This window comes from Aetokthonos hydrillicola CCALA 1050 (assembly GCF_017591665.1).
GTDB lineage: Bacteria > Cyanobacteriota > Cyanobacteriia > Cyanobacteriales > Nostocaceae > Aetokthonos > Aetokthonos hydrillicola.
Window position 1 is genome coordinate 1 of the sequence record NZ_JAAKGC010000107.1, and the last position, 20,149, is coordinate 20,149.

The 20,149-nt window shown below is 41.2% G+C and carries 20 protein-coding genes; 5 read left to right on the forward strand and 15 right to left on the reverse strand.

What is annotated here, in order from left to right; all coding sequences use genetic code 11:
• Positions 1-355: 355 nt before the first annotated feature.
• From G4P69_RS31050 to G4P69_RS31075, 6 genes are all read right to left on the reverse strand, one after another.
• Entirely contained in the window at positions 356-556 is a 201-nt protein-coding gene (locus G4P69_RS31050) for a hypothetical protein (RefSeq protein WP_208338529.1), read from the reverse strand.
• Positions 557-563: 7 nt separating this feature from the next.
• Positions 564-911, reverse strand: coding sequence for a hypothetical protein (locus tag G4P69_RS31055; protein WP_208338528.1), 348 nt, complete (start codon positions 909-911; stop codon positions 564-566).
• The gene (locus G4P69_RS31060) at positions 901-1,857 is read right to left on the reverse strand and encodes a DNA cytosine methyltransferase (protein ID WP_208338527.1); all 957 of its coding nucleotides are present in this window, start codon (positions 1,855-1,857) and stop codon (positions 901-903) included. The genes G4P69_RS31055 and G4P69_RS31060 overlap by 11 nt, the downstream gene beginning before the upstream one ends.
• On the reverse strand, positions 1,845-2,276 hold the full coding sequence (locus G4P69_RS31065; RefSeq protein WP_208338526.1) for a hypothetical protein: 432 nt from the start codon (positions 2,274-2,276) through the stop codon (positions 1,845-1,847). The genes G4P69_RS31060 and G4P69_RS31065 overlap by 13 nt, the downstream gene beginning before the upstream one ends.
• On the reverse strand, positions 2,273-3,778 hold the full coding sequence (locus G4P69_RS31070; RefSeq protein ID WP_208338523.1) for a DUF3102 domain-containing protein: 1,506 nt from the start codon (positions 3,776-3,778) through the stop codon (positions 2,273-2,275). Before G4P69_RS31070 ends, G4P69_RS31065 begins: the two co-directional genes overlap by 4 nt.
• A 588-nt stretch (positions 3,779-4,366) precedes the next feature.
• On the reverse strand, positions 4,367-4,582 hold the full coding sequence (locus G4P69_RS31075; protein ID WP_208338521.1) for a hypothetical protein: 216 nt from the start codon (positions 4,580-4,582) through the stop codon (positions 4,367-4,369).
• 123 nt (positions 4,583-4,705) lie between these two features.
• Here G4P69_RS31075 and G4P69_RS31080 point away from each other — a divergent pair, with 123 nt between their 5' ends.
• Positions 4,706-5,077, forward strand: a complete 372-nt coding sequence (locus G4P69_RS31080) for a hypothetical protein (RefSeq protein ID WP_208338519.1) — start codon at positions 4,706-4,708, stop codon at positions 5,075-5,077.
• 282 nt (positions 5,078-5,359) lie between these two features.
• On the opposite strand, the gene G4P69_RS31085 is transcribed toward G4P69_RS31080, so the two are convergent.
• Entirely contained in the window at positions 5,360-5,545 is a 186-nt protein-coding gene (locus G4P69_RS31085) for a hypothetical protein (RefSeq protein WP_208338517.1), read from the reverse strand.
• Positions 5,546-5,645: 100 nt separating this feature from the next.
• On the opposite strand from G4P69_RS31085, the gene G4P69_RS31090 reads away from it, so the two are divergent.
• Positions 5,646-7,235, forward strand: a complete 1,590-nt coding sequence (locus G4P69_RS31090) for an FAD-dependent oxidoreductase (RefSeq protein ID WP_208338514.1) — start codon at positions 5,646-5,648, stop codon at positions 7,233-7,235.
• A gap of 80 nt (positions 7,236-7,315) precedes the next feature.
• Here G4P69_RS31090 and G4P69_RS31095 read toward each other — a convergent pair whose 3' ends face one another.
• Both G4P69_RS31095 and G4P69_RS31100 read right to left on the reverse strand, forming a co-directional pair.
• A complete protein-coding gene (locus tag G4P69_RS31095) occupies positions 7,316-7,864 on the reverse strand; it encodes a Uma2 family endonuclease (RefSeq protein ID WP_208338512.1) in 549 nt (182 codons plus the stop codon).
• 104 nt (positions 7,865-7,968) lie between these two features.
• Complete coding sequence (locus G4P69_RS31100) at positions 7,969-8,913, reverse strand: putative 2-dehydropantoate 2-reductase (protein ID WP_208338510.1); 945 nt, start codon at positions 8,911-8,913, stop codon at positions 7,969-7,971.
• 245 nt (positions 8,914-9,158) lie between these two features.
• On the opposite strand from G4P69_RS31100, the gene G4P69_RS31105 reads away from it, so the two are divergent.
• The 3 genes from G4P69_RS31105 to G4P69_RS31115 all read left to right on the forward strand — a co-directional run bounded on the left by G4P69_RS31105 (position 9,159) and on the right by G4P69_RS31115 (position 13,678).
• A complete protein-coding gene (locus G4P69_RS31105) occupies positions 9,159-9,488 on the forward strand; it encodes a hypothetical protein (protein ID WP_208353487.1) in 330 nt (109 codons plus the stop codon).
• Between the two features lie 723 nt (positions 9,489-10,211).
• Complete coding sequence (locus tag G4P69_RS31110) at positions 10,212-12,107, forward strand: transketolase (protein WP_208338507.1); 1,896 nt, start codon at positions 10,212-10,214, stop codon at positions 12,105-12,107.
• A 350-nt stretch (positions 12,108-12,457) separates the two neighbouring features.
• Positions 12,458-13,678: a PP2C family protein-serine/threonine phosphatase gene (locus tag G4P69_RS31115; protein WP_208338504.1), complete on the forward strand. Its 1,221-nt coding sequence runs from the start codon at positions 12,458-12,460 to the stop codon at positions 13,676-13,678.
• Here G4P69_RS31115 and G4P69_RS31120 read toward each other — a convergent pair.
• The 6 genes from G4P69_RS31120 to G4P69_RS31145 form a co-directional block, all read right to left on the reverse strand.
• Positions 13,614-13,937, reverse strand: coding sequence for an STAS domain-containing protein (locus G4P69_RS31120; RefSeq protein WP_208338503.1), 324 nt, complete (start codon positions 13,935-13,937; stop codon positions 13,614-13,616). The two genes, G4P69_RS31115 and G4P69_RS31120, sit on opposite strands and share 65 nt — an antisense overlap.
• Before the next feature lie 98 nt (positions 13,938-14,035).
• On the reverse strand, positions 14,036-14,506 hold the full coding sequence (locus tag G4P69_RS31125) for an ATP-binding protein (RefSeq protein ID WP_208338500.1): 471 nt from the start codon (positions 14,504-14,506) through the stop codon (positions 14,036-14,038).
• A gap of 574 nt (positions 14,507-15,080) precedes the next feature.
• Entirely contained in the window at positions 15,081-16,631 is a 1,551-nt protein-coding gene (lpdA, locus tag G4P69_RS31130; protein WP_208338498.1) for a dihydrolipoyl dehydrogenase, read from the reverse strand.
• A gap of 241 nt (positions 16,632-16,872) precedes the next feature.
• Positions 16,873-17,436: a Uma2 family endonuclease gene (locus G4P69_RS31135; RefSeq protein ID WP_208338496.1), complete on the reverse strand. Its 564-nt coding sequence runs from the start codon at positions 17,434-17,436 to the stop codon at positions 16,873-16,875.
• 29 nt (positions 17,437-17,465) lie between these two features.
• A complete protein-coding gene (locus G4P69_RS31140; RefSeq protein ID WP_208338494.1) occupies positions 17,466-17,744 on the reverse strand; it encodes a hypothetical protein in 279 nt (92 codons plus the stop codon).
• Positions 17,745-17,758: 14 nt separating this feature from the next.
• On the reverse strand, positions 17,759-20,020 hold the full coding sequence (locus G4P69_RS31145) for a heavy metal translocating P-type ATPase (RefSeq protein WP_208338492.1): 2,262 nt from the start codon (positions 20,018-20,020) through the stop codon (positions 17,759-17,761).
• Between the last annotated feature and the right edge of the window lie 129 nt (positions 20,021-20,149).

Consider the following 20,149-nt stretch of genomic DNA (forward strand, 5'->3'; position numbering starts at 1 on the left):
AAGTCGACGTGAAGTAAGGCTCAACCTCGCCTTGTTTTTGCAATTCAGCAAGTGCTGCCCATAATTCTTGATAGTTGTGAGGTTTCAAGTTATCAAATAACTGATAGGGGAATTTATCGCCCCTGGTTAGTTCTCGTAAAATCTCTTCCTGTAAGTTCTTCATTATTTGACAAACCTCCCCACTTTTGCTCTATCTCCCAATTCCAACGGCTGCGGGTTTAAATCAAGAGCGCGAACACAATTCAAGCAAAAGGGATGCCCCTGAATGAATGTATGTGGTATGCATTCAACGCGACACTCTTTACATTGATAGGATTGGGAACCTGGGTAAATGTATAAGTCTTCTGGTGGTCTTTTAGCCATCTCTTCTTGAATCTCCTCTTTTTCTTTTCTTTTGTTCAAAAGCAAGCTTGTTGTATCTTCCAAACTCGCTAAAATCGCTTAATTTCAAATTTGGTTTAAATACCTGAACGTCTTGTTTCTCAAGCTGTTCTATTGGTACCCCAGCATTTAGAAGATTTGTATCAACGTAGTATTTAATGCATTGATGTTCCATAAAACTTTTAATCTTGTTCCTGCACATCAAATAAACTTAATTGCACATGCCGTTCACGTTTGCACGTCAATGCTCCTTTTTTCTCAAGCTGGGCTAGGAGTAGGTCAAAATCATCCTCTAAAATCCCCCATTCCTCACAAAACCATTCCCGATCTACAGAAGGGTTAGCTTGTTTGTAAGATGCAAGTAGAGCAAAGTAAAAATATTGCTGTATGCTTAATAACTTAATTCGCTTTAGTCTTTTAATTTCTGAAGCATCCAATACTAATTCTTTTTTGGCATCAGGGATACTGGTTGAAGTTAGGGCTGTATTTGTGTCTAATAAAGAGATTTTCTGTGCAGTATTACGCGGCATTGTTTGACTCCATTTTAAAAACTCCTACGTGTTGAATCAAAAACTTAAACATTGTCCACGACGCCCCATTCCCCACAACTTCTTGAGCTAATGCTTTTTTGGATGGCAACCAGATTTTATCTGCTGTTTCCTTATCCCCAAAAAATCTTAAACAAGCGCGGGGTGTAACAGCGACTATTTTTCTATCGGCTATAGCCGTACCAGAAACTGAATGATAATCAGCATTTCTTCCGAAAGTCCTGATTGTAAATGCTGGTTTACTTGCATGGTAAATCCTATCGCTCTCCCGACCTCCTCCAACTCGTTTAATAAGTGCGGTTGAATTCTTGTTTAGCCAAGGAAACTTTTCTTTTTGCCAATTTGCTAAATCTGTTTCGGGAAAAGTCGGGATAAGGTCAGCGATCGCCTCGTACCATCCGCACGTTTTTACATTAGGGAGCGTGATATCCCAAAATGCACCTCCACGCACAGCCACCCCGTACAATCTCACTCGTGATTGTGCAACGCCAAAATCAGAAGTATTTAATCGGTAATATCTAAAGTAATAACCGCATTCAGCAAGTGTTTTTTCAATCTCTTGAAACGATTGAAATTGGCAATATCTCCATACATTTTCTAATAAAACAACTTTGGGCAGTTTCGCTTTAATAATTTTCGCCGTCGCTATTCCCGCCGAAACGTCATCCAACGTTTCTCCCCAACTAGAACCTTGCGCAATGCTGGCGTTTTTACAGCTGAGCGTGACAGTTAAACAGTCAATATCGAATAATTCCTGGGGGTCGCAATCCTCCACACGCTTTACATATAAGCGACCATGGTGATTCATGCGGTACACTTGAGCAATTTCAGGATCGCATTCTACTGCCCAAACTGGTACACCACCAGCAGCAATAAGCCCGTGTAAATGCATACCCATCCCACTTGCTATTGACCCTACGCGGAACATGGTTCTTCCTCCCTAATACGCCATTCAATTGCACTTTTACCCTGCCTCTTTAGCCCACAAATTTTTCCATCTTCTTCCAGCGATCGCAACACTTCTAGTGTTCTTGTTCTATCCAAATTAATTAGTTCCATTAATTGGTTTGTATTCGCGTTCACAGAGCGCAAAGCTTCTAAGATTTGAGATTCTCTTGCTAGCCTCTGGACTTCGTGATAGTCGGCTTTTACTTGAGCAATTTCTGCGCTTGTAAGTTCGGTCGAACGCTTTAATGATACTGGCTGCAATCCAGCTTCTTTGACGCATGAAGAACAAATGGGAAATCCATTTTTGAAAGTGCGTGGAATTGAGTGTTCCTTACAAACAGAGCATTTATAAACCGTGCTTCCTGGGTAAATATAGAGGGTTTCTTTTATGCCACTCATGATGCCACCTCCATAACTAAATTAATTTCATCGGGTGATTGTCTTTTTTTAAATGAAGTGCCATCGGGACGAAACCAGTTAACCCAATAATCGCTGCTTATTACCCCGACTATTTCACCTTTAAGCCCATATTCGGCATCAAAAGGATCGCCATTGACACGAGAAACATGGGAGCCAATTTTAAAACTGTGATTTGCTTCTATGAGTCGCTTAATTTGTATCCTTTCTGTTGGTGTTAGTTCTGTCCAAAGGTTCGGTTTTATTGATGCCCACTCTTGGGCAATTGGATCGAATTCTTGCCAAGTTTGGGCATGAGCTAAAGCTTCTCTGTATCTGGTTAAACCAATTGGGACTAGATTTTGCAAGACTTGCCCAATCAACATCATTGCTTCTGGCATTGTTTCGGGATCTGGCGGTTTGAGCGCAAGACTTCGCAAGTGCAACTGAGTTGGAAATTTTTCCAGTATTGAAACAACTTCTTTGTTTACAGCTTTGCTTGCTTGCTCGTTCAGGGTTCCTTGCCATCTTTGATTGGGAATATCGGCTACTGCATGTTCAAGTCGTTTTATCTCAGAGCGTAGAAATTCATTTTCCTGGTCTAACTTCTTCAACTCTTGTAATTGGTATATCTCTTGCTGGAGCTTGCCGTTTTCAATTAAAAGATTTTTATAGGCTTCTTGCATCTGCCTAAACTCTTCTTCAAGTTCTACTGGGGCTTGATTTCTGAGAGACTGGATTTTTGTTTCCCAGTCTTGGTTTAGGCGTTCTATCTCAGATAAATGTTGTTCTTTCATAAACTCAATATCTTCAAGGGTGAAAATTTGCTGCTTGGGTATAGATAAAGGTTCTTGCTCTTCTTCCAAGAATTTCGCCCCTATTAGTACAGTTGAACCATCCTCTACCTCACACATAAGTTGACCAGGGGAGGACTCGTATTTAACCCTGCATTTTTGTCCTGCAAGGTGGGAGTGGTTTTGGGAAATAGTGAGCCAAGGTGGTGGCTCTGGTTCGACAACATAAGCGGATTTCTCGGTTACTCGCTCTTGTGCACTTGCCTTATATGTTTTGATGATTTTCTTAGCATCCAAGAAGCTGATTTTTTCGCCGCTGGTGGCTCTGTTTATGATCTCGTCCCTTGCGCTCTCAGGGGTCGATGGAGCCGCTAACTCGTACAAGATGGATGGGGCGATCGCTAAGTCAGGAAAGTTTTGGGTAGCCAAAAGCGGAAATTTTCCGTTTTTGGCTTGTAACATTTTTGCAACATTTATAAAATTCTCAGATGTTGAGGGGTCAATGGTTAGTTCTGACTTGAGCCATGCTTTGAATTTTCCATGCCCAAGTATTTCTTTGGCTTCTATCAAGTTCAGCCCAATATGGTAGATATCCTCCACTGTTCGCTTTAGCCTGCGCTTGGTGTCTTCGGCTAGTTCAAGCAACCGAGAGGTCTTGGTATCAGATGAATCAGTAAGTTCTTGAAAAGTATTGTTTAGATTTGCTAGCATATTCACCTTGTTTTTTTTGTTTTGTAGCCGCATTGTAGTGCGGCTGTTTTTTTTGTTTGATTTAATTGATACATTTGAAATCGTGATTAATCTTGTTAATTCGTTTCATGTACTTAATCGCGCTATTATTTGTTACCAATCAAAAGATGAAAGTCTTGCCTGTAAACTTGCCTGCTCTTTGCTGGCTAAGATGTAGAGGATTTTTTCTTGTCACAATCAGACGTTTTTCTTCGAAGAAAAATGGCATAATAGAGACAAGTTTTTCAAAACGGCTTGTGGAACCCTTTGAACTTATGGAGCTTTAAGCAAGCACGATAACTTCAATACGGTTGATTAATTAATTGATTAAGCGTCGCTAGTGGCTGGAATCATGGGCGGCGCTTAATTATTTGTGAGGTTTATGAGTAGTTCATTGCTTGATTGTTGGTATAAGTTTTGAGTAAAGTAGATTACACCCCTGATCGTGTTAGTAAGCGAGCAACTGACGAGCGCGAACAATGGGAGTAAACGACGTTTACGCTGCGTTTATAAAGGCGACTGCGTTCGCAGCGTGGGGAGAGGGGTTGCGTCCTCTGTAGCGCGAATTCTTTAGGCGACAGCATCATTAGGAAAAGGTTGAATTTTGTTGACCTTTTCCTCGTTTTCTTTTAACCAAAGTTGCATTGCTTCCTCTGCCATTTGGCGCTTAGTAATCTGTAAAGCCCAAACTGCGTGATCTATTTTTTTTGCAATCTCAACAGGAACCTCAAAATTGAGTGCTGTGCGAGGTCTTCCTTTTCTTGCTGTGCGGTTTTTAGCGTACATAATGGTTGATGGATGAACACTTCGCGTGGGAAAGTATTTTTACGATAACACTAGCGTGTGTCAAAAGCAATTGACGTGTGTAGATTTTTTTTGAAACTTAAGAGAAGCATTTAAACTTCTCTAATGCATCAGGATTCCGAATTTACAGACCTTGGTTTACAAAAGCTGGCAGACATTGTTAGAACCGTGAGAGGGAATCGTAGCTATAAGGAGCTTGAAAGATCTAGCAAAATCAGCTACATGACTTTGATCAGGCTCGAACGTTGTGAAGTAAAAACCCCAGAGTTAACCACGCTGCGAAAGCTTGCACCGCTAACTCCCTACACGTTAGAAGAACTCTTAGCGATCGGTACCCAGCGCACCGAAAGTAAAAAGCGTGAAATTTTAACAGCTGAAGATGTACTGCCTTACGCAATTCAACTCCCGCTCATTGAGGTTGGAAGGTTGATCCAGAAGCTTGGAGAAATTGTAGTAAATCGAACATCAGGCGAATAGCCACATTATTACTATTAAGAAATGTGATTATTTAGTGAACTAGAGAATAAAGCCTGTCCTCCAATTTGGTCGCGGCTTGAGGGAAAGTGCATCACCAAATTGTTTTTAGAGAAAAAGGCAGGCGATCCTTGCCTTCCATTGATCTCGACATGGCCGCTTGAGTTTTATGAACATAGAAAGCTTTATCATAAAATTGAGAAAACAAGGATACGGTTTTGCTTGGTTGCTCAAAGAGTTAGCTCAATATAGTAAGCAGCGAGATGACTGGAGCCTAGTTACGCACTATCTGTTATTGGCAGCTGCGGAAGTTGAGCGCCGCCGAGGCGAACTTTGCGATAAGGATTGATCTTCATCCTCAAGCAGCTTTTCTCTCATTACCCGTCGTCGTTCGTCTTGAGGTAAGTGTTTGACTTGCTGATAAATAATCGCACTTTCGCGCAACATCTCTGCTACTGTTGTATATTTCATGCCACTTATATGTGTTTAACAACACTTATAAGTTGAGGATAACACTCGCTAGAATCAAATTATTAACGACGAGTGTTGATTTTTTTTGTAGTTTACCGTCATGACCTTAACAGAGGAGATTCTTGCTCAACTACCTGGTGATGTTTTGGGGGGATTGCGTCGTGCTGATGGTGTTTTGGCATCACTAAGAGAAAGCAGCACACCCGTACCAATGGTGGTAAAAGAAAACGAGCAACCTTTAGGCTCTGTAGATTGGGATGTTGTGATCTGCGGGGGTACATTAGGCATTTTAATTGGTTGTGCTTTAGCGTTGAAGAAAGTACGGGTGGCTTTGATTGAGCGATCGCTCTTGCGTGGTAGAGATCAGGAGTGGAATATCTCGCGCAAAGAGTTGGAAGTTTTCACGAAATTGGGTTTGCTGACACAAGACGAACTAGAACACGCGATCGCAACCGTTTATCCAAAAGCGAGAGTCAGCTTTTTTGGTGGTGGAGAAGTTTGGGTGGAGGATGTTCTCAATATAGGTGTTGATCCTGTTTATCTGCTAGAAACTTTAAAGCAGCGATTTATCAGTGCTGGTGGCAAATTGTTTGAAAACACACCATTTGCAGGAGCGGTGGTTCATCCAGATGGAGTGATGGTAAAAGCTGGTAGTGGATTCAAAACCAGGTTGTTAATTGATGCAATGGGACACCTTTCCCCAATCACGCAACAAATTCGTCAGGGACAAAAACCGGATGCACTTTGCTTAGTCGTGGGAACCTGCGCGCAAGGTTTTACCGAAAACGATAATGGGGACTTATTGTTATCTTTTACCCCTTTACAAAATCAATGCCAATATTTTTGGGAAGCTTTCCCCGCTAGAGATGGTAGAACAACTTACTTATTTACTTATTTGGATGCAGATCCAAGACGTTTGAGTTTAGAAGCTCTGTTTGAAGAATATCTCCGTTTAATGCCACAATATCAAGGTGTCGAATTAAACCAGCTGACTTTTAAACGAGCATTGTTTGGTTTTTTTCCTTCCTATCGTAAAAGCCCGTTGCAAAGTCCTTGGAGTCGGATTTTATCAGTGGGAGATAGTAGTGGTAATCAATCCCCCTTAAGTTTTGGTGGTTTTGGATCAATGGTGCGTCATTTGCAGCGTTTAACTTTTGGCGTTGATGAAGCACTACAAACAGATCAATTATCTGCAAAAGCCTTAGCACTGCTGCAACCATACCAACCAAGCTTATCGGTGACTTGGCTATTTCAAAAAGCAATGAGCGTTAAAGTCAATCACAAAATTGCGCCTAATCAAATTAACCAATTGCTTTCTGCTGTGTTTGAACAGATGCAACTGTTGGGTGAACCTGTCTTAGTGCCATTTCTACAGGATGTAGTGCAGTTTCCAGGATTAACACAAACACTATTAAAAACAGCAGCATCACATCCAGGATTAATTTTCAAAGTTACGACGCAAGTCGGTTTTGCAAGTTTGCTGGATTGGATGGTGCATTATGGAAATTTAGGAGTTTATTCGGCTTTATTTTGGTTGAGCCAAAGGGTAGAAACCTGGGTGAAGAATTTGCCCAAGGTTCCTAAATATTATTGCGATCGCTGGATTGATAGCTGGAAGTATGGTTCTGGTAGTGATTTTGAAACAAGTTACAGCAGAATAAAGGCGTCAGGAGTCAGGAGTCAGAATTAAAAAGGCTTTTATGTCTGGCTTTTAGACAAATGTAGGGGCTTATGCGAGGAAAGCCCCTACAAAACCTATTGCAGATAGTTCTATGTCAATAATTCATCGACTGATACACTGAAGCCTTTGAGTGCAGTTTGAGTGCTGATAACTTCACCAGAAATATAGACACGTCGTTGATGTAACGTCATTACAATCACCCAGTGGTTTTCTGGAAATATCAGCCAAACCTCCTCGCTTCCTGAGTGTAAATATTCCTGCGCTTTAGTAATAACGTCTTCTGCTAGATCTGTAGGAGAAACAATTTCTGCTATGAGTGGAAAACTCTGAGGAAATACAGCTGGTTCCCCAAACTTAATAAGCAATTCTGGTGTTAGGTAAGCAACATCAGGAGAACGTCCGTATTGGTTCGTCCGGCAGGGTACATCTATATACACCTGTCCTTTTAGTCCCTGAGAATCATTGTAGCTTCTCCAATGGAAGTATATATTACCTTGAATTCGTCTGTGTTTTAGCGTCACGGCTTTTTTTTGCACCAACCCGCCATCAACCCACTCTGTGTCATTTGTAGGACTATGCGTCCAATCTTCTAATGAGAAGTATTTTGCAATTTCTGTAGAATTATCCATTTCTTCCATTGCTATTTCCTTTGCCACACTTAAAGTAAGATGCTACCTGATTCTGATTATCGTTGAAAACTTCTCGATTTGTCTTGGTGCTTGTATTTCTTTGGGCAGAGGAATTACACTCCCTCGTTGAGCTTAGCATCTAGAAACTTCAGTTGGTGATATAAGCACGAGATCTGTGGTAAATGTGTACCTGCTGCTTGTGCCATTCGTAATGGATTACCAAAAATAGCTTCGACTTCCATAGGACGTCGTTCGTCGTAGTCTATTTTCATGCTGGTACGGTATGGCTTCATTTTATCTGTGTAATTTAGCATTGTCTCCACGAAGCTATCAACGATGCTACAATTGCAACTTTTTGCACCTGCTAGGACTTCATGCATCAGCTGTTCAACTAACTTACGGGAATAGACATTTGCCATTAATTCAGCAGTTGTAGCGTTGAGAATCACAGAAAGTCCGTTGTAAGGAATATTCCACACGAGTTTTTGCCAGCGTGCTTTGAACAAGTCTTCGGTTAATTCTATACCGATCCCAGCACTTTTAAAGTCATTCGCAACTTGTTGCATCCTTGGTGTGATTCCAGCAGGATAGTAGTTTGAGGTATAGTCACCTAGAATAATATGTCCATAAGCCACGTGGCGGATATGTCCTGCTTGTAGTTTATTTGAACACAAAAAGCATAAGCCACCCATGACTCGAGTGCTACCGACAATTTGAGCGACTTCTGGCTCTAAACCAAGTCCGTTCTGTAACACTAATACAACTCCATTATCCTTAACGACAGATGTCAACATCTTAGGAAGGGATTGATTTTGCGTTGTTTTTAGTGCAACCACAACAACATCGCACTGAGGTATGTCTTTTACGTCTTGATAGGCATTAATTTGAGGTAGTGAGAAATTTCCGTCAACGGACTCAATGACTAAACCATGTTTCCTAACGTGTTCGTAGTCACTCCTGAGTAAAAAATGGACATCTAAGCCAGCTTTTTGCAGCTTTGCACCGTAAAAACCGCCTAATGCACCAGTTCCTAAAATAGCGTATGTGCGAGTGGACATTTACATCGAAGGTAATTCTAAGTGCGATCGTAATGTAATTTATAAACTTGAGCAAATAATAATCATTTATTTGTGATTGATTGTACAAGCTGTTAAATTGATTTAGAACTCATTCTTAATTGTTAATTAATTTATATAAATTTAAGTAACAAAGATAAAATATATTTACTATCATATATATAGAGTAATGTAAAAAAGAAGTTCAAGACTTTATAATGTGGTGATGACTATCCGAATAAAAATTGATGTTCGACCTCAACACGATCAGTGAGTTTTCCCGCATTAACTGCGTTTCGATTTGTGCGTTTCTTGTTCCAGCTAATTTACTTGCGACACTGTTAACTATAATTTTGGCTGCACTACATCGCCCGTTTCATTATGTGTGGCAATCTGCTGGATTCGCCAGCCTTTTTGCTTTAGCCATGGTACTACACGTTTATACTTGGTTCGAGATTGGTGTGGTAAGGGTTCCCACTTATATTTTGTTGTCCCTAGGACTTACTTGTTTACTAACTAATTTAGGAGCAGTTTGGTTTCGCAGATACTACGCCATTCTTGCTCAGTTTCGAGTGTAACGAAAGATTGTGAAGAAGGAGTCAGAATTCAGAATTCAGGAGTCAGAATTACCCAGTGGCTCCTCCTGAATTCTTTTTGTTACGTTTTCTGTCTTTTTCTTGAAAAGAAGTTACAGTAGGCTGCAGGTAAGTGAGGTATAATATTTTGTCTAGAAGCCAGAAATAAAGGCCTTTTTACTCGTGACTCCTGAATTTTGCTGTATTCTAAGGTTCGATGCGGCTTCCCAAAACTTCTAGGAACTATAGACAGCTTGCCGGAGCCGAAAAAACGAAACATCACTCAGCCCTAAAGGGCTTCCGGCAGCTTTCATGAGCCAGTTCTGCTGTCTTGGTCTCCCTCCGTAGGAATCTGGCGTCCCCTTGCCTAAAGTACGGATGTGTCACTATGACGTGCCACATCCTCAAGGGTTTTCAGCCTAGCCTCCCTTATAAGGAACCATCGCTTCGTAATCTTCTACGAAGTCGCCGACAATCATTAATATCTTTTTCGCTACCATTGTTTACACTAACTCCTGACTCCTGACCCCTTCTTTATTAATATCCTAGAAAATTGGCAACCTATCAATCGATAGGAGGATGGAGCTAATATCTTAACTTCTTAGGCTTGAAGTACAGATATTTCAGCCTAAGTAGAGCAGGCCACTTTAGCGGAAGTATTTTCCCTAACTAAAATACACCAGTTTCAAATTATTTGAGCGCAATATAGGTTAAAGGAAATTTATTATGGCTACCGCTGAGCAAATCCGAGCATGGCATGAACTAGCACAGCAACTACGTATAGATAGTATTCGCGCCACAACTGCAGCAGGATCGGGTCATCCAACTTCATCTATGTCTGCTGCTGATCTCATGGCAGTGTTACTGTGCAAGTACCTCCAATATGACTTTAACAATCCTCGTAATCCTAATAACGATCACTTAATCTTCTCGAAGGGACACGCATCGCCTTTACTCTACTCTATGTATAAAGCAGCCGGAGCAGTCTCTGATGAAGAATTAATGTCACTGCGAAAGCTGGGTAGTCGCTTGCAGGGACACCCTGTGCCAGTACTACCTTGGGTAGATGTTGCTACGGGTTCACTTGGTCAAGGATTGCCGATCGCCGTGGGTATTGCTTTAGCAGGTGAGTATCTTGACAAGCTTTCTTATCACACTTGGGTGTTACTCGGCGATAGCGAAATGGCTGAGGGTTCTGTCTGGGAAGCTTTTGAACATGCTTCTCATTACAAACTGCCAAATTTAATTGCCATTATTGATGTTAATCGATTAGGGCAACGTGGTCAAACAATGTTGGGTTGGAAAACTGAGGTGTATTGCGATCGCGCTAGAGCCTTCGGCTGGAATGTGATTTCTATCGACGGACACAACTTAACAGAAATCGACGAAGCCTATCAACAAGCAGTGGATAATGTTGATTATCCAACAGTGATTGTAGCTCGAACCGTCAAAGGTATGGGTGTTACATCTATAGAAGATGTAGGAGGTTGGCATGGTAAACCACTCCCAGATGAAGACGCAAAAGATGCAATTGCAGAATTAGGAGGCGAGCGTCACATCACAATTAAAGTAGAAACACCAGATGCCCAAGCTGAAACTACCTCTAATGCTAAACCTCAAACACTCCAACTCCCAACTTATAAAGAGGGTGATAAAGTAGCAACCCGTAAAGCATATGGAGACGCGCTCAAAGCTTTAGGTGCATCTCGACCAGATGTTGTTGCTCTTGACGGTGAGGTCAGTAATTCTACTTTTGCTGAGGAATTTGCTGAAGCTTACCCAAACCGCTACTTTGAAATGTACATTGCCGAACAGCAAATGATAGCTGCAGCAGTGGGCTTGCAGGTACGGCAATACAAGCCTTTTGCTTCTTCGTTTGCTGCCTTTTTCAGCCGTGGTTATGACTTTATCCGTATGGCGGCTATTTCCCGTGCCAATATTAAACTGGTTGGTTCTCATGCTGGAGTCTCAATTGGAGAAGATGGTCCCTCGCAGATGGCGTTAGAGGATCTGGCTTCTCTCAGAGCAGTGTGGAGTAGTACCATACTCTATCCTTGTGATGCTAACCAAACTGCTAAACTTGTAGCAGAAATGGCTGACCGTGAAGGAATTGTGTACTTGCGAACAACCCGCATGAAGACTCCCGTGATTTACAGTCCTCATGAGGAGTTTCCTATTGGGGGTAGCAAGGTTGTTCGTAGTTCAGACCAAGATCAAGTGACGGTGATTGGTGCCGGGGTAACTTTGTCTGAAGCGCTGAAGGCTTATGACCAACTTAAAAATGAAAACATTACAATCCGCGTGATTGATCTTTACTCGGTTAAGCCAATTGATAGCGAAACTCTCTTCCAAGCAGCTAGTGATACCAAAGGAAACTTGATATTGGTAGAAGACCATTGGATTGAAGGTGGATTAGGGGCAGCAGTTCTTGAGGCTTTCACGGGTGTTGACAGGGCTCCTAGTTATGTTGGGCCAAAATTAAGAGTTATCCACTTGGCGGTGCGCCAGATGCCGTCTTCAGGAACGCCGGAGGAATTGTTACACGCCGCAAAAATTGATGCGGATGCGATCGCTGAAGCAGCAAAATCTCTGCTGAAACAACCTGTAGGCGCACCTGCGTAAACAATGTTTTTGGTAAATTTTTGAGTTCAAAAGAAACTGCCCCTCTCCTAAGTAAGCTTGGGAGAGGGGTGCCCGTCAGGGCGGGGTGAGGGCATGAGCGTATTTAAGATCGCCAACTTCAAATTGATTTATTCTCTTTCTGGAAATACGTAAAAATACTGATGTTATAAGGGAAAATTTACTTTAATTTTTAGAGTTAAAATACTTCATCGAGTGGTATAAATTGATAAAAACTTTCTACTAATTATTGCATATCAAGTTGATCTGTCTTTCCTCCATGTTTATTAAAAAAGTAAAGTTCTAGGACGCCATAATTAAAGTAGTATCTTCACCTGAAATTTTATTGAGTAATGGAACAAAAAATTTTAGTAGTTGATGATGATCGGATTACTCAATTAGTTTTAAAAGGGGCACTTCGAGATCAAGGATATGAAGTTATCCTTGCCTCAAGTGGCGAACAAGGATTAGAACAAGCTCATAAACACCAACCTGCGCTAATCATATGCGATTGGCAAATGGAGGCAATAGATGGTTTAGAAGTATGCCGTAGAATAAAATCTGAACCATCTTTATCAGCAACATTTTTTATCCTGCTCACCTCACGCAGTTCAGTGGAAGACAGAATTAAAGGTTTAGATACAGGTGCAGATGAGTTTTTAACTAAACCTATCGATGTGAGTGAATTAAAAGCAAGGGTTCGTGCTGGATTGAGACTATATCAGACAAATCAAGAACTTCAGAGATTAGCTCAAGATTTAAAGCTACAGCAAGAACTTTTAGAAACAGAGTTGAATGAAGCTGCTGATTATGTAAAATCAATCCTTCCTGCACCAATTTCGGGATTGGTTTCAATCAATTCTAAATTTTTACCCTCCAGCAAATTGGGAGGCGATTGCTTTGATTATTATTGGCTAGACGAAGATTACTTATTAATATATCTTCTTGACGTTTCTGGACATGGATTAGCTGCGGCTCTCCCTTCAATTTCTGTACATAATCTTTTGCGCTCCCATTATCTCCCCAAAGCTAGTCTGTATAAACCAGCTGAAGTTCTACAGAACTTAAACGATCTATTCCAGATGGATCAGCAAAACGCTAATTACTTTACAATCTGGTATGGCGTGTTTAACTGTAGTTCCAATCAACTAACCTACGCTAGTGCTGGACATCCTCCGGCGTTACTTCTTTCTACAGCAAATAACTCTGGTCTAGAAGTGACACAGTTAGTTACTCCTAGTGTGCCTATTGGAACGATTACTGAAGTTGAATACTACGATGCTGTATGTACAATTCCAACAGATAGTAAACTCTATGTTTTTAGCGATGGGGTTTATGAAATTGAACAACCTGATGGCAATATATGGAGTTTTAACGAGTTGATTAATTTACTCACTAGCACCTATGAACAAGGAATTAATCTCAGCTTAGACAAGCTTATAGAAGAAATAAAAACATTAACTAAAGCTCAATTTTTCACAGATGACTGTTCATTAATAGAAATAAATTTTAATACTGATTTACTCCCAGCAAAAATGATTCTTGATCGGGAAAAAATTCAAATAACTTTATAGTATCACTGATTTCAAATATCATTCTAATTTGTTCGTTTATTGAACAAATTACCAACCTTCCCTGTTTTTGTCGAACTATTCTTAGTGCCAAAAGCATCGTGCCGAATCCAGAACTATCCATAAAAGTAATGTCTTGAAAATCAATCAAAATTGTTTTGGTGCCTAATGCAATAGCTCTGGTCATTTCTTCGTAAACTTGTCTGCCTTTTCTCCCATCAAAATTGCCGCAGGGTTGAATAACTTTTACTTGGTAATTCATAGATATCCTTAAAAATGTGCGTAATATGATCGTTACAAGTAGGTTAGCTCCCATATTTGTGGGAAAAAGGTCAAGAGGAGAAACGGCTTGAGTCTTCTTTAAAGAGACAACTTTTTTTTGAGTAATAAGCAGTTTCTATGTTGCGATTCACGAGTATAATTAATTGTCCAGTTATAGTTTGTTCTAAGTTTTAGTAAGAAGATACAGCCCCAATGTTGCTCACGCTCTAAAGGATTAAATGCGCGATCGCTTGTTTCTTGGCGGAGCGCTTCAAAAGCTCCTTCTAAATCGAAAGGATCCCCTTGATCCCAAATGCGAATCTGGAAATATTCGGGAGAAATTTGAACTTCCAAATCTACAGGAGTTTCAGGGCTAAGGTGTCTGTGTGCATGGCGAACCACATTTGTAAAGCCTTCAATTAAGGCTGTTTGTGCTTCTATCCACAATTGCTCTGGTACTAATGAGCAGTTAAATTGATCAAACCAGTGTAAAACCGTTGCCATTGCATCCAAATCACTGGTAACTTCTAAACTAGAGTTATGGATCAATAAATCTGCTTCTATTGACATTTAGACTGCCCCTGAATCCTTGTAAAACACAACTATAATTCTTTTTAAGATGAGTTTGAGTTCCTAGCCCAAACTCCACTTTGTCTAATATCGTCAATTGCGTTCGATGACACCCTCAAAATTACGGATTTTTGAGCGACCATTAACATGTCACTCAAGACTAAGTTATGGTATGACATGCAATCGTGACCGATTGAGCCTCCTACTGTTCTAACTCATCTCGAGTTAGAGGACGAGCCTCGACTAAATTTATATCTCAGATTAAAACATTCCAAAATTATGGAATTTTAAATACTCGATCCAAATCTACAAGGGACAAGACTGATTTCACTACGAAGTGAGACTCTCTCCACGTTTTGACAACTATAAAAGAATTTCGTAATATTTCCGGATAGTCCGGATAGTTTTTGGAAAATTAGCTACTATTTCTTGTAATATCTTGCTAGAGAGAGGGCTATTCTTTCACAGAGTAACACCTATAGCAATCCTAAATCATTTGTAAAAATATATTGCAAGAGTGTCTTCGTTCAAGACTAACTTCACAAATCAAATAAGACTGCTATAGTTCACTACCTTACCGGTTCCATGAAAACCAAGTAGACGTTAACTTCTTAACGGCTGGAGTCATAAAACTTTTACGTATATAAGCATCGGCGGCTTTACGAATCACTTCTGCTTGAGTGGGATAAGGGTGAATTGTTTTAGCGATCGCCTTAAGTCCCAAATTATTTGTCATTGCCAAGGTAATTTCGCTAATCATCTCCCCCGCGTGACGAGCTACAATTGTAGCTCCTAAAATCTTATCTGTCCTTTTTTTTACATGGATTTTAGCGAAGCCTTCTGTTTCACCGTCGATAATTGCTCGATCTACATCTTGGAGAGGAACACAAAAGGTATCAACTTCAATTCCCAAGTCCATTGCCTGTTGAGGGTACATTCCAACGTGAGCAACTTCTGGATCGGTGTATGTACACCAAGGCATAGTCAAAGAACTTAGCTTCTTACGTCCTAACCCAAAAATTGAAAACAACGCATTTTGAATGACAATTCGGGCTGCGGCATCAGCAGCATGAGTAAATCGCCATTGCATGCATACATCCCCTACAGCATAGATACGTGGGTTTGATGTTTGTAAGTAGTCATTAACGATAATTCCTTGCTTGGGATCATGCTTCACATTTACAACATCAAGGTTTAAGTCTTCTACATTAGGGGTTCGTCCAGTTGCTACGAGAATTTCATCTACCCTCAAAACTTGCTCTTGTCCATCGACTTCGTAATAAATAACTTTTTCCGCTTGTTGACGTTCAACTCGTTTGATTTTAGATTCTAAAAGCAATTGAATACCATCGCGCATGAATGCTTTTTGCAAAATCTCTGCTGCATCAGCGTCCTCGCGGCTCAATACACGAGAACCTCTTTGTAGTAAAAATACTCGTGAACCTAAGCGGCTAAAGGTTTGTGCTAACTCACAACCAATATAACCTGATCCAATCACAGCAAGTCGCTGGGGGCATTGTGTTAAGGAAAATACTGTCTCGTTAGTAAGATATCCGACTTCTTCTAAGCCTTCTATTGGGAGTTTAGCAGGGCGTGTACCTGTGGCGATCGCTGCTTTTTTAAATAGTAAATTTTTTCCTGCGACTTCTACTGTATTAGGGCTAGAGAATTTAGCTTCACCAAAAAACACATCCACGCCAAATTCCTCTTGAAACCGCTTAGCAGAATCATGAGGACTGATTTGCGCTCGGATCTTTCGTAACCTCCGCATCACAGTATGAAAGTCAACATCAACGTAACCAGAAGCATTAATACCAAATTTCGCAGCATGTTGAATATCTGCAACCACACGCGCCGAGCGGATCATGGTTTTTGACGGGACACAACCCACATTTGTGCAATCTCCGCCCATAAGGTGCTTTTCTACTAAAGCCACCTTAGCACCAAAAAGACCAGCACCCGCAGCAGTCACCAATCCAGCCGTACCTGCACCAATAATAACTAAGTTGTAACAAGGCGCAGGTTCAGGGTTAACCCAATTTGGAGGATGAAGGTTGTTAATCAACTCCTGGTTATATTGATCCATCGGAGGAACGCTTATGGGCTTGATAACTGCTTCGCTCATTACTACCCACTTTCTTCGTGAAACAATACGTTAATACTAAACCTACTTTCCAGAGGTAAGTAAAAAATCCTTAGTAAATTTAAAACCCTTATGGGGCAAGCAGTTCAAATATTTGCTTTATATAGTAAGCCCATGTAGGAGATATCCCGGGAATTATTAAATGAGCAAATTGCCAAAAAAATTCCACCAAGTAGCACTTGTATCGATTTTGTGTAAGAAAAATGCCTTTTTCGGTACGCAGCTAGAAAACTACATCCTCATAAAGATCAGCTATTTTTCCTTCAAAATTAATACTATTTAATTGGAATAATTTACCTTCTTCTGTGTAAGTTTGTAAAACCCACAAACCTTGCTCATTGCGACGGAAGCATTCGACTCTCTGACGTTTTGCGCTAATTATGACATATTCTTGAAGACTTTCTAAAGCTTGGTAATCAGCAAATTTGTCTCCTCGATCAAAAGCTTCAGTAGAGTCAGATAAAACCTCAACAATTAAACAAGGAAAACATTTATACAAAGGGGTTTCTTGATCCCGTTGGTCACAAGTCACCATGACATCGGGATAGTAATATCGACTTAGAGATTGGATACGTGCCTTCATATCGGAAATGTAAACACGACAACCCGATCCTCGCACGTGGCTACGGAGTAGTGTAAATAGATTGCCAGCAATGGTAACATGGGCGTCAAGCGCTCCTGCCATTGCGTAGACATAGCCGTCAATGTATTCATGTTTGACGTCGCTGTGTTCTTCTAGGTGGAGGTATTCCTCTGGAGTGAGGTACATTTCAGGTGAAGCAACCATATCTGAACTCTTAGGCTTAAGCAGTGTGGTTACTTTCTAGAATAGCTTTTTTGAGCAATCGTCTGTACTTTCTGGATTTTTGGCTTACTCCAGAGAAACCACCATAACTCTAATCCAACGAGAGCTAAAGTACTAGCTGTTACTGTACCTTTTACCCAAAGCGGTTGCTCGAGATGGTGAAACTCTGTTGTTTGAGAATTTTCAGCTTGCATTTCATGATTTATCTGAGCAACTGTTCCACCGGAAGAAACCCCAAGTAGCAACCCAAAGCTTGCAATAGTACTGATCACGAATTTTTTGAGAATCATTTGTCCATCTCTCCCTATGCTATGACTTTGGGTCGAAAATTACGCAAACGCAAAGCATTTGTCACTACCGAGACAGAGCTAAATGCCATTGCTGCACCTGCAATAATTGGGTTAAGTAACCACCCAAAGATCGGAAAAAGAATCCCAGCGGCAATAGGAATCCCCGCTATGTTGTAGATGAAAGCAAAGAAAAGATTTTGACGAATATTGCGGATCGTAGCATGGGAAAGTTGAATGGCTGTGACAATACCTTGTAAATCACCAGATATTAGGGTTATGTCACTGGCGGCGATCGCCACATCTGTCCCAGTTCCAATTGCGATTCCCACATCAGCTTGAGCTAGTGCAGGTGCATCATTGATCCCATCTCCAACCATAGCCACAATCTTCCCTTTTGATTGTAGTTTTTGCACCGTGGCTGCTTTTTGGTCTGGTCGAACTTCAGCTAATACTCGCTCAATACCAACCTCACGAGCAATAGCTTCTGCTGTAGGGCGGTTGTCTCCTGTAAGCATAACCACTTCTAAGCCCAGTTTTTGTAAAGCACGAACAGCATGAGAAGAAGATGGCTTTAATGCATCTGATATACCCATCAGTCCTTTTATTTTTCCATCTACCGCAATCCAAATAACGGTTTTGCCCAAATATTCCAATCGCTGTTTGTGCTTTTCCAACGCTTGGGGATCGATCCCCAATTCCTCCATCCAGCGTTGTGTCCCTATTTGAATCAACTGACCTGATACTACGCCTTGAACCCCACTACCTGCAATAGCCTCAAATTCTCTTGCTTCTTGTGGTTCTACCTCTTGCGAAGAAGCGTAGCGAACAACTGCTTCTGCTAATGGATGCTCAGAATTACGTTCTACCGATGCTACTAACTTCAAGAGGTTGATTTCATTACCGTTTATTGTTCCACCGGTTGTAGCAAAATCTGTTACCGTTGGTTTGCCTTGGGTAATGGTTCCAGTTTTGTCCAGTATGATTGTTTGGATTCTATGGGCAAGTTCTAGACTTTCTGCACCTTTAATAAGAATACCGTTTTCTGCACCCTTCCCTATACCCACCATGATGGATGTAGGAGTTGCCAAGCCAAGCGCGCAGGGACAGGCGATGATTAATACCCCGACTGTTGTGATTAGAGAAAAGGTGAAGTTCCCAGTAGCATTGAACCAGATGATGAAGGTGAGGAGAGCGATCGCAATCACCACAGGCACAAACCATCCAGTTACTTGATCCGCTAATCGCTGAATTGGTGCTTTACTACCCTGTGCTTGTTGTACAAGTTGAACAATTTGAGCCAAAACAGTGTCTTTACCAACTCGTGTCGCCCGAAATTTAAAACTTCCTGTTTTGTTGATTGTAGCTCCAATCACTTCATCCGATTGCTGCTTCTTAACTAGTACACTTTCTCCCGTAACCATCGATTCATCAACATTCGAGCTTCCCTCAATGACTTCACCATCTACGGGAATTTTCTCACCAGGACGCACCAGCACCACATCACCAATCTGCACTTGCTCAATCGGAACATCGACTTCTCGCTCATCTCGAATCAACCGAGCTGTTCTTGCTTGCAACCCGATAAGTTTGCGAATCGCGTCAGATGTCTTACCTCTGGCGCGATTCTCTAAGAGCCTACCAAGTAAAATAAGTGTAACGATGACTGCCGCAGCTTCGTAGTACACTTCAGATTTAAGACCTTGAGCAGTGAAGAAGTCTGAGAAGAAGGTAGAAAATAGAGAATACAGATAAGCGGTGCTAGTACCTAAAGCAACCAACGTGTCCATTGTGGCAGTATGGTGCTTAAATGCTTTCCAAGCATTGACATAGAAAGATACACCACACCAAAAAAGTACTGGCGTCGTTAAAACAAGCTGCACCCAAGGATTATGAAGCCACATGGGAATTAAGGGAACATGTAACCCTGTCATTGCAGGAAGCGACCCTATTACGAGTAAAGCACTAAAAATTCCTGCAACGACAACTTTGCGAGTTAGCTTTTGTGTTTCTCTCAGCCGTTCTCGCTTTTGGTTATCATCTTCTCCATTCATTAAGTTTTCTTGCACAAGCGGATAAGCAGAGTACCCAGCAGCATCCACTGCATCTTGAATCGTCTGCAAATCCGTTTGTGCAGCGTCGTATTCAACTGTGGCTTGCTCTGCACCAAAATTGACGTGACATTCATTGACACCTGGGACAGAACGAATCGCGTCTTCGATATTCCTAGCACAAGAGGCGCAACTCATTCCCCGTAATTTAAGTGTAGTATTTTGCATCACATTGCTCCTTGGGTGAGATGCACTGGTATTGATAAAAGAGCGAGTTAATTAACTGGCGATCGAATAGCCAGCAGCCTCAATTGCTTCTCTAACTGCGACTTCAGATGCTTGGGTTTCTACATTGAC